This window comes from Aggregatibacter sp. oral taxon 458 str. W10330, assembly GCF_000466335.1.
Lineage (GTDB): Bacteria > Pseudomonadota > Gammaproteobacteria > Enterobacterales > Pasteurellaceae > Aggregatibacter.
Window position 1 is genome coordinate 5610 of sequence record NZ_KE952622.1, and the last position, 10656, is coordinate 16265.

General features: G+C 38.1%; 11 protein-coding genes and 2 pseudogenes. All 13 read right to left on the bottom strand.

Annotated features, from left to right (window positions below; genetic code table 11):
- Nucleotides 1–45 precede the first annotated feature (45 nt).
- Nucleotides 46–405 (bottom strand): hypothetical protein, encoded by a 360-nt coding sequence (locus HMPREF9065_RS01295; protein WP_021616873.1) that lies wholly within the window; start codon nt 403–405, stop codon nt 46–48.
- 298 nt (nt 406–703) lie between these two features.
- Nucleotides 704–871: pseudogene (locus HMPREF9065_RS10010) on the bottom strand (DUF808 family protein); the annotation flags it as partial.
- Between the two features lie 656 nt (nt 872–1527).
- Entirely contained in the window at nt 1528–1716 is a 189-nt protein-coding gene (locus HMPREF9065_RS01290) for a voltage-gated potassium channel (protein WP_232209102.1), read from the bottom strand.
- Nucleotides 1717–1892: 176 nt separating this feature from the next.
- Nucleotides 1893–2258 (bottom strand): hypothetical protein, encoded by a 366-nt coding sequence (locus tag HMPREF9065_RS01285; protein WP_021616877.1) that lies wholly within the window; start codon nt 2256–2258, stop codon nt 1893–1895.
- Nucleotides 2259–2458: 200 nt separating this feature from the next.
- A complete protein-coding gene (locus HMPREF9065_RS10490; RefSeq protein WP_156901116.1) occupies nt 2459–2551 on the bottom strand; it encodes a hemagglutinin repeat-containing protein in 93 nt (30 codons plus the stop codon).
- A gap of 12 nt (nt 2552–2563) precedes the next feature.
- Nucleotides 2564–2944 (bottom strand): hypothetical protein, encoded by a 381-nt coding sequence (locus tag HMPREF9065_RS01280; RefSeq protein ID WP_021616878.1) that lies wholly within the window; start codon nt 2942–2944, stop codon nt 2564–2566.
- The gene (locus HMPREF9065_RS10380) at nt 2944–3528 is read right to left on the bottom strand and encodes a hypothetical protein (RefSeq protein ID WP_021616879.1); all 585 of its coding nucleotides are present in this window, start codon (nt 3526–3528) and stop codon (nt 2944–2946) included. The genes HMPREF9065_RS01280 and HMPREF9065_RS10380 overlap by 1 nt, the downstream gene beginning before the upstream one ends.
- A 26-nt stretch (nt 3529–3554) precedes the next feature.
- On the bottom strand, nt 3555–3938 hold the full coding sequence (locus HMPREF9065_RS01270; RefSeq protein ID WP_021616880.1) for a hypothetical protein: 384 nt from the start codon (nt 3936–3938) through the stop codon (nt 3555–3557).
- Nucleotides 3939–4362: 424 nt separating this feature from the next.
- Nucleotides 4363–6570, bottom strand: a pseudogene (locus tag HMPREF9065_RS0109590) (hemagglutinin repeat-containing protein); the annotation flags it as partial.
- A gap of 170 nt (nt 6571–6740) precedes the next feature.
- Nucleotides 6741–7109, bottom strand: a complete 369-nt coding sequence (locus tag HMPREF9065_RS01265; protein WP_021616882.1) for a hypothetical protein — start codon at nt 7107–7109, stop codon at nt 6741–6743.
- A gap of 179 nt (nt 7110–7288) precedes the next feature.
- Nucleotides 7289–7672, bottom strand: a complete 384-nt coding sequence (locus tag HMPREF9065_RS01260) for a hypothetical protein (protein WP_021616883.1) — start codon at nt 7670–7672, stop codon at nt 7289–7291.
- A 179-nt stretch (nt 7673–7851) separates the two neighbouring features.
- Nucleotides 7852–8211: a hypothetical protein gene (locus HMPREF9065_RS01255; RefSeq protein ID WP_021616884.1), complete on the bottom strand. Its 360-nt coding sequence runs from the start codon at nt 8209–8211 to the stop codon at nt 7852–7854.
- Nucleotide 8212: 1 nt separating this feature from the next.
- Nucleotides 8213–10656: hemagglutinin repeat-containing protein (locus tag HMPREF9065_RS10385; RefSeq protein ID WP_021616885.1), on the bottom strand; the 2444-nt coding region annotated here is incomplete at its 5' end.

Consider the following 10656-nt stretch of genomic DNA (forward strand, 5'->3'; position numbering starts at 1 on the left):
TAAAATTCACTGAATATTGACCGCACTTTTAAGCACCTTTGTTAATTACTGCCAAGGCTTAGCATCAGGCTTGCTATGTTTTTTTCGCCATTGAATACATGCAGGTCTATTCCACATTGTTTTTTCTTCACAGATTGGTCCGCCTTTTAAATACCAGCCTTTTTTCTCTAAACAAAGATTCACCTCTGGCTCATCACTTTCACCGGTAACAAAATCCATACCACAATCCTTCATATCTTTTTTTCTTCTAGCAAGATATTTAGTTAAAACATTAGGATCTGAGTTCGGAAATAATGCTTTCTCATTATGTAGCTGCCAATGATAATATGGTGGTGGTGGTTGAAATCCTCCAAAAGAACAAGCATTGATTGTTAGCAAACCAAATATAAAAAATAGAATCTTCATATCATTCTCCTTTTGATTTATTTAAATTAAAAATGGTTTGCTCGTTTCCCATTTTAAGATCTCCCTCAGTTCGATATCCATCAGTAATGCATTGTCGTTGTCCTAGTCCTAGTCCATGGCAATTATGTACTGATGAATTGTCACCAAATATATCCCCCACGATGGCGCGCGTCTCCTGACGCGTGCCTAAAACATCCGTTTCAGTTGATTCAGGTCCTCACTATTTTTATTAATAACTTCATTTTGTTTATTTTTAGTTAGATATAAGCACGCGTCAGGAGACGCGCGCTATCTAGGGGGGTAATTCCCGTTCCGCAGTGGCACCGGTCACTTGATTGGCATTCAACGCCAAATCATCTCCCACCACTCCAACCGTTTTCTTGGCGGCCACTTTGGTCATCACAGACACATCGTCCAATAACGCTGCAATATCATCCAATAAAGTAAACAATGAGCTAAACGCCATTTTCTTTCCTTGTGTTAAAACGAAATAAACAAGCGCATATTGTGGGGAAGAGGGAGATGGGAAGTCAACGGGAATTTACGAAAGTGCGGTCAAAATCTCTCGTGTTTTTGACCGCACTTTTGGTGGATGAGGTATTTACTTTTATATTAGTTTCTATATTTTTTATATTGTTCACATACTTCTTTGTTTATTGAAGAATCTAATGATAAACACCAATATATTGGTGCCGTAAACCTGTATCCTAAATCATAATAGCAACTTGGATTAACATAAACTTTGCTAGATTTCTCATTCACTTTTTTGGAGCAATACATTATGTCTTCATAACTAAGTTTTTTTCCATCTTTTTTCCAATAATAATTTGAATGGGGGGCTCCATTATCTATGTAGCACCCAGAGATAACAAAAAATAATAACAATATTAAATTTCTCATTTTTTATTTCCTTTATCATTTAATTTTATTGTGTTAAATGAAGGCCCAATATTTCCCACGATGGCGCGCGTTTCCCAACGTGTGCCCAAAGCATCAATTTCGTTTTATTCAGTTTTTCATCTATTTTCATTAACAACTTTATTCAGTTTGTCTATTTTAGTTAGATTTAAGCACGTATCAGGAGACGCGCGCTATCTGGGGTATTTTTTACTTTCTACTTTGCTATTGTTCTTTGTTTTCATTTTCACAATAATACATGACATGTACATTTCCTTTATATTTCATACATATTTCCCTTCCATTAGCCTCTTTGTACATTTGATTAAGATTATGCCAAGCCTCATCTTCTGAAGAATATAAAAGGCAAGATTGAATAAAAATAGTCATAAAGAATATAACTAAAATTTTCATTATTTCCATCTCCATAACTAGCGCAAAGTGCGTGAACCAACAATTAACGCACACTACCTTGATGACGAATTAATTTTCTTTCTCTAAAAAAGCGCGGTCATTTTTCAGATTGTTTTTAAAATTTAAAAACTCCCAAATTTTTGACCGCACTCTATTTAAATAATAAATTCAATGCTTTATAAATTACATTTTCCCTTATCCCACTTAGGATCTTGATAGCCACATTCAGCGGGAGAAAGATATATATACCCCTTAGTATTCATACATTCATCAAGATTTTTATATCTTTTGTCATTTATTTGATAGTTTTGCGGATAGTAGTGTAGATTTATATCACCATACTTTCCTCCACAAGAAACAAGATCTTTCCATCGTTGTTTTGAGTTTGTATGTCCTAGTAGTTCTTTTTTTTGATACCCTGCAATTAATGGATATTCTTTCCCCTTATCAACACAATTAACTATTTGTGGAGTATAAAAACATCCGTTTGAATACCAACATCCGTTTAATATAAAACAAAGAAAAAATAAGGAGTATCTCATTTTATTTACCTACTATTTTCATCAAAAGTTCAAACATATCTGATGACATTACATCGGATAAAGCCCCAGATAGTGCGCGTTTCCTAACGCGTGCCCAAAACATCCGTTTCAGTTGATTCAGATCCTCACTATTTTTATTAATAACTTCATTTTATTTATTTTTAGTTAGATATAAGCACGCGTCAGAAAACGCGCGCTATCTAGGAGTCTTTGTATGTGGCAGTGTCTTGCAAGCTTTCGATGTTGAGGTTTTGGGCATTGACTTCTACACGTTTGCCTTTGTTTTGGTTGATAAGTTATATTCATCATTCATTACATAATCCTTTATCTGAAGTAGAATTCTTTCTGCCACAATCTTCTACCCATATATAACCTTTTATTTCCATGCATTTAAAAAAAGCATCCCAATTTTTTTGTTGTAAATGGGGATCAGCCTTTGGTAAATGATCCATTGCCCAAGCACTCCTCATACTTAAATCCCCTTTTCTTAATCCGCAGCTTACCAAATCATCCATTCTTTTCACGGAATCCGTATGCCCAAAGCTATAAGGTTTTTGAAATTTAGCAATTGGGCTATATGGTTTACCAAAACAAATTGTTGTCATTCCATAATAACAATCGTCTTTTGCTGAATAACATCCTGTTATGGTGGATATAAAAATTAGGATAAATATAACTTTTTTCATTATCTTACCCCAAACAACAAATTCATAACTTCTATAGGTAAAGTATGAGGGACTGTTGTCGGAGTGACTGCTCCTACAGCACCAATAGAAAAATAATCAATATATTGATCTTGTTGAGGAGTTAAATCTCTTCTTCCATTTCCATATTTATCATAGAAAAATAATTGTCCTCCAACTAAATCATGTTGCCCCGAATAAGTTTCCGTAACCTTATCTAAGAACGAACCAGGTTTGTATTCCAGTCCAAACATAGTTCCTTTAATCGCTTGGAAGCCACCAGTTGCACCAAATAATTTACCAGACTCATTTTTATCATCAAATAAAGAGCTAACTTTTAAATATTTATTGTTTTCTTGATTTCCTATATAAACAATATTTCCTTTATCATTACGAAGTAATTTACCATTATTATCTGTCTTACATCGTTCGTAATTTGAACTACAAATCACTCCATAATTCATTCTCACTCCTCCAAGTTTTATACCATCAAACGCCCTAGAATTATGCCCCACATTACTGTAAAGTTTCCCATTGTTGTTAATATCTTCAATAGGTGGAGCAAGTAAAGAATTATCAGAATGCATAGAAACACCGCGTATTTCCCATAGTTCTATTCATTACACAGACCTTTATCTGTTGTTGAATTTTTCCTTCCACAAGAATCAATCGTAATATATCCTTTATTTTTCATACAAGCTCTGAATTTAGCTGATAATTTTTCTAATAATTCTTTATTTAATGGTTCCAATGCTTTTTGCCAAGCACTATGTAATGTCACATCTCCTAGCTTTACGCCACAAGAAACTAAATCGTCCCATCGTTGTTTAGGATCGGTATATCCCAAACTATAAGATTTTTGAAATTTAGCAACTGGGGAATATGATTCACCAAAACATTGAGTAGAAGTTAGGCCATATATACAATCATCTTTAGATGAATAAATAAAACAGCTACTTAATACCAAAGCAAGGAAAAATATAATTAAATATCTCATTATATTACCTCCAGCCAAAAAGAAGATTCATTACTTCTATAGGTAAAGTTTTCGGTAACGTTGTTGGTGTAGTTCCAACAACAGCAGCTTCTGAATAACGGTCAATCCAAAATTGTTGTTTTTCAGTTAAATTTCGTCTCCCATTTCCTTCTCTATCGTAGAAAAATAATTGCCCTCCAACTAAATCATGTTGCCCAGCATAAGTTTCAGTAAGCTTATCTAAGAACGAACCAGGTTTGTATTCCAGTCCAAACATAGTTCCTTTAATCGCTTGGAAGCCACCAGTTGCACCAAATAATTTACCAGACTCATTTTTATCATCAAATAAAGAGCTAACTTTTAAATATTTATTGTTTTCTTTATCTCCTATATAAACAATATGCCCTTTTTCATTTCGAACTAAATTTCCCTTACTATCCGTTTTACAACGCTGATTATTCTCACCGCAAATAATCCCATAATTCATCCGCACACCACCGAGCTTAATGCCATCAAATGCCCCTGAATTATGTCCCACATTGCTATAAAGTTTTCCGCCGTCATTGACATCTTCCACCGGTGCAGCGAGCAAAGAGTTTTTCAAGGATTCCCGTCGCGTTTCCGTGTCAATAACGGAAATTAGCGTTTTTGCGGACATCACTTTTGGCGAACCCGCAACAACACCTGTTGCTAAGTCTAAACCGCTGCGAATATGCTCTAATGCATAAATATCTTTAATTAGCGCATTAATTTTGTCTTCATACTTTGCCTTATCTTCTACTTTTGCGTTGTGAAAATCTGTGATAGCTTGACGTAATTCCTTGCGTTTAGGCTCTTGATAATGGTCTATCACCTTATCTTTAATCTCTTGTGCATTATCAATAAAATCTTTTGTGACCTGAACTTGAAGGTTAATTTCTTTTAGTACGTCCTCTTTATTAAATTGATTTTCCAACTTACCGGAATGTTGTGCTGCCGTTTCGGTGGTAATGTCTGTTTTAATTGTCTCAAGGACTTCCTCCGCCGTTTTGCCTGTTTTTTCAAACTGCGCTTTTTCATCCCGTATCTCAATATGAGCGGTATTAATTCCCGATTTAGTTACACTACTTTGACTTGATTTATCAGTACCATACCCAGCAGACATATTGCCATCCAAAGAATCCCAACCTGTAGCAAGTTGTTTTGCGTTGTCTTTACCCTGCGCATTTTTGGCTTCTGTGGTCAATTCTCCTCGGTCGTTTCTATAAATCGGATTGCCATCATCATCCACCGCCTGTTTACTACTTTGCGCTTGACCCTCTTTCCCAAACGGTGTGTCAAAATTCGCTGCCACACTGCCGCTCACGCCAAAACTACTTCCGCTATAGTTTGAGTGGTTTTCAAGGTCTGAATGTGTAATCGTGCCCGTACTAAACCGGTTTTTGCCCTCATCCTCCGCCTTTTGTGTCGAGGTGATGAGACCGCCTTTTAAATCCGTATGGTTGACGTTGATGTCATACCCCTCATCCCCTGCATAGATGCCGGCTTGTTCATTCACACTCGCGTGGTCGGCATGGATGTTTGACTTGTTGAAACCACCTCCAACGGATGCGCCATAACCCACCGTCACACTCCCACTTCCGTTCATTTGTTTGCCTTTGTATGTGGCAGTGTCTTGCAAGCTTTCGATGTTGAGGTTTTGGGCATTGACTTCTACACGTTTGCCTTTTACTTGGCTACCGATGAGATTCGCATCACCACCGGTTTGAATCACGGTTTTACTTTGGCTATCACCTACGTGGCTAGCCACATAAGTGGTTTCATCTCCATTGCCATAGCCTTTTCCGTGATTGCCGCCTAAAGTAGCCCCAACAGCCGCACCATTGCTTACTTTCATCGCCACCCCCACATTAAAGCCGCTCGATTTATTGGTGCTGCGCTCTTTGTGCGTTTGTTCGGCTGCCGTGATGTTGATGTCATTGTCCGCCTCCAAGAAGGTCCCTTGTTTACCGGACACATCCGAACCTTGAATCGTGATGTTGGAGGCTTTGCCCGCCCCTGTGGCAACAATATTCACCTTGCCGCCGGCATTCACTTGGGATTTGGCCGCGGTTTTGCCTTCAGTATGCGTGCGTGATTCGCTCTTTTGTTGACCGTAAGTGATTTGTGCCCCCACCACGGAATCCACACTGCCATTTTCCATCGCCTCTTGCATCGCTTTTCCTGCCTGTCCCACCGCTTGTCCGGCTCGATAGGCATCCATCGCCGAGTTTGCCGCCGCCATGGCGTTGATTCGGTCATTTTTGCTTTGACCGACGCGCTCAACGGATTTCACCGTCCCTTGCACGGCTTGTAAAGCAGACAGTATCGGCGAGGTGACGGCAAGGGTTACCCCTTTTTGCTCAAAGGTTTGTTTGGTATTGGTTTCATATTTATCATCTGCCGCTTTAATGTCGACGTTTTTCGCCAAAATATTGACATCGCCGTTCACCGCACTCACCTGACTTGCCGTTTGGGTGTAATGGTTCTTTGCGATGAGAGTGGTGTTGCCATTTAAGCTCCCCACTTGGCTGCCCTGTGCATAAAACTTCGTTTTATCGCTTTCTAGCGTTTGCTTTTGGGCGCCAAACGTAACCCCTAGGCCTCCGCCCAGCACGCCTGATTTTTTCCCAGATAGTGCGCGTTTCCTAACGCGTGCCAAAAACATCCGTTTTGTTTGATTCAGGTTTTCACTATTTTTATTAACAACTTCATTCAGTTTGTCTATTTTAGTTAGATTCAAGCACACGTCAGGAGACGCGCGCTATCTAAGAGGGCTATCTTTTGGATTACTATCATTAATAATTACTTTCTCACTTTATTTGAAATTATTATTGATAACAAGAGCAAAGGAGTACCTAAAAAGAAACCTTTAAAACAAAAAATAATTATTTCTCTTACCTCCTCCCAAGAAATATATCCTCCATTAATTATAAAAGACATAATAATTAAAAATATAGAAACCCCTACAGATAAAATCACAGATAGAAAAACAGAATAAATAAAATACTGGAGAATCTTACTTATCACTGTAAACACCTCTAATCTGATTTTTATATTTTTTTCATTATTATTTAATTTCTGATTTAAGTATTCGCTAGTAAAAGAATCTACTGCCGTTCCAAACTTAGCCGGATACCCCACAATGGCGCGCGCCTCCTGATGCGTGTCCAAAACATTGATTTCGTTTGATTAAGATTCTTACTATTTTCATGAATAACTTCAGTTTGTTTATTTTTAGATAGATACAAGCACGCGTCAGGAGACGCGCGCTATCTGGGGTGTAGTATGTGAATCAAATATTCATGCAAGAATAAAAAAAATTAATACATGAATCCACTTTTCTCACTTTGTTATTTTATTCTTACATCCTCATCAGTAAGCCATTCATACTCCTTAGGTATGTCTTTATATAAAGGTGTTCCATTTACTCTCATACAATGAACAAAAATATCACTCATATTAACTCTATAAGTATCACCATATTTATGTTTTTTCTCATAAAACAATGAGTTAGCTAGCCTATTGCAGTATTGTTCATTTTTAACCCTCAATAACTTTGTTTCTTGAGGTTCGTTTTCATAAAAGACTCGTCTTTCTTTATCAAACTCAGCGGCGTTATTCCTCACAGAATAATCCCCATTCCAAAACCTATAAATAAAACAGGAATTACTACTACTTAAGCAACAAGATTGCAAAATCATTATGAAAGGTATTAATTTTATTATATTAGCCATTATTTATCTCCGCTATATTTTATAATTTTTGGTAAAGATAGATTAGCATTTTTATCCTTGGTATCCCCCACGATGGCGCAAGCGTCCTCGCTTGTGCCTATCAACTAAAAGTGCGGTCAATATTCAAGAGATTTTAAAATTCACTGAATATTGACCGCACTTTTAAGCGCCTTTTTTAATTACTGCCAAGGCTTAGCATCAGGTTTGCTGTGTTTTTTTCGCCATTGGATGCATATTGGACTATCCCACATTAGTGTATTTTCACAAACAGGTCCGCCTTTTAAATACCAGCCTTTTTTCTCTAAACAAAGATTCACCTCTGGATTATCACTTTCCCCTGTCACAAAATCCATACCGCAATCCTTCATATCTTTTTCTCTTCTATCAAGATATTTAGTTAAAACATCAGGATCTGAGTTCGGAAATAATGCTTTCTCATTATGTAGCTGCCAATGATAATATGGTGGTGGTGGTTGAAATCCTCCAAAAGAACAAGCATTGATTGTTAGCAAACCAAATATAAAAAATAGAATCTTCATATTATTCTCCTTTTGATTTATTTAAATTAAAAATGGTCTCCTCATTTCCCATTTTTAGATCTCCCTTCGTTCGATATCCATCAATAACGCATTGTTGTTGCCCTAGTCCATAGCAATTATGTACTGATGAAGTGTCACCAAATATATCACTAATACGTTCAACCAAACCTTTATTGAGATTATTTTCAGATGTTGTTGCAGGGTTTCCTCCCAATAAAATCGGCATACTACCAACAGGGTCACTAGCATGATTCTCAATCCGAATTGAACCATTTGAAGTGGTTCTTTCTTTACCCGTTTGCAATTGACTTAAATAACCATCCGCTCTTGTAACATCAGCTGCAGGACCCACCATTTTAACAGTGGTGTTTGAAAGCAATTTTTTCTCTCGGTTGTCTTCTGTATTTAATGCTTTTAATGCATTACTAACAGTTAATGTTCCACGACTATGAGAACCGAGGTATAAATCATCTTTACCATATTGCTTCATCATGTTCATCGCTTGTAAACTCGAATTATCCATCCCTAATAGGTTTCCAAAAGAACCTTCGAACATCTTTTCATAACCGGCAACTAGGAGTTCTGAAAAGGCATTATTCGCTTTTGGATGATGAACAAAATAAACATCTTTATATATTTTTTGATTTATATTTCCTGTTTTATCATCCCTGCCCGCAATATAGTTTTGTACCGCAAATTTTGCTGCTGCATTATGATTATTAAAGATGCCATTAAATGCAACGACATATTTACTCTCTGTTTTCCCTGTTTTTGGATCAGTATACGTAACTTTTTGTAATTGATTACGCTCTTGATCGGATAATTCATGCAATACATAAATATTACGTCCTTTTTCTAGTTGCTGCTTAAGGTATTCTGTTCTATCTAACCCCTTAGCATCTGCTTCTTCATTTATTTTCTTCAGGATTTCTGGATCCTTTATAGGATTCCCTTTTTCATCCACTTTATGAGTAAACATCCGATGTTCTGCGATAAACATTGTTCGATAAGCCTCATCCGTAGCACCACCAACATTCTTCGCAAACGCTTGAATCGTTGCAACATCCTGCTCAACCTCTTTCTGCATTTGCGAATAATCTATTTTTTCAAGTTTATTCGCTTCTTGCTCGGTTGATTTTTTAATACTTTCAATATTTTCTTTGCCTTTTTGACTACCAATATTGAAATTTCCATCGCTTATCACTGCATAAGTCGTACTTTGACGGTTTTCTTTTTGGCTACTATTACTGGCTAAATTTGCTAAACCCATTTTAGCAGCGGCATATAAATCCGAACTATGTATATCATCTTTATCTAAGCCAAATTTTACCGGTGATTGATTAGCCTGATTTGGATTGGCTTGGTCAAAAGTTTCATTACTTCGACCTTCACGATAAATTTTATTAAGCTCTTTATCCTCATCTGAAGTTTGGTCGCGATTTACGGAAAATCCTCCCATTAATCCCATAGCGGATGATTTCGCATGAGAATAATTTTGAATATTTGAATATTCAAAATCTTGTGCGGTTAATTGGTTCTTTTCTTTTGACGCTTGTGAAAGAATTGCTCCGCCAATAGATGACACTTTATTTTCCACATTCACATCATAGCCTTCATCCCCCGCATAGATGCCAGCTTGTTCATTCACACTCGCGTGGTCGGCGTTGACTTTGGACTTGTTGAAACTGCCCCCTGCTGAGACGCCATAACCCATCGTCACACTCCCACTCACGTTCATTTGTTTGCCTTTGTATGTGGCAGTGTCTTGCAAGCTTTCGATGTTGAGGTTTTGGGCATTGACTTCTACACGTTTGCCTTTCACTTGGCTACCGATGATATTGGCATCACCCCCGGCTTGAAGCGTGGTTTGGCTGTTCATATCGCCTATGTGGCTGGATTGGTATGTGGTTTCATCACCATTGCCGTAACCTTTGCCATAGTTGCCGCCAACCGTAATCCCGGTGGCAACGCCATTGCTCACTTTCATCGCCACGCCCGCATTAAAGCCGCTCGATTTATTGGTGCTGCGCTCTTTGTGCGTTTGTTCGGCTGCCGTGATGTTGATGTCATTGTCCGCCTCCAAGAAGGTCCCTTGTTTACCGGACACGTCTGAACCTTGAATCGTGATGTTGGATGCTTTGCCTGCCCCTGTGGCAACAATATTCACTTTGCCTCCGGCATTCACTTGTGATTTGGCCGCGGTTTTGCCTTCAGTATGCGTACGTGATTCGCTCTTTTGTTGGCCGTAAGTGATTTGTGCCCCCACCACGGAATCCATATTTCCATTTTCCATCGCCTCTTGCATCGCTTTTCCTGCCTGTCCCACCGCTTGTCCGGCTCGATAGGCATCCATCGCCGAGTTCGCCGCCGCCATGGCATTGACTCGGTCATTTTTGCTTTGACCGACGCGTTCAACGGATTTCACCGTCCCTTGCACGGCTTGTA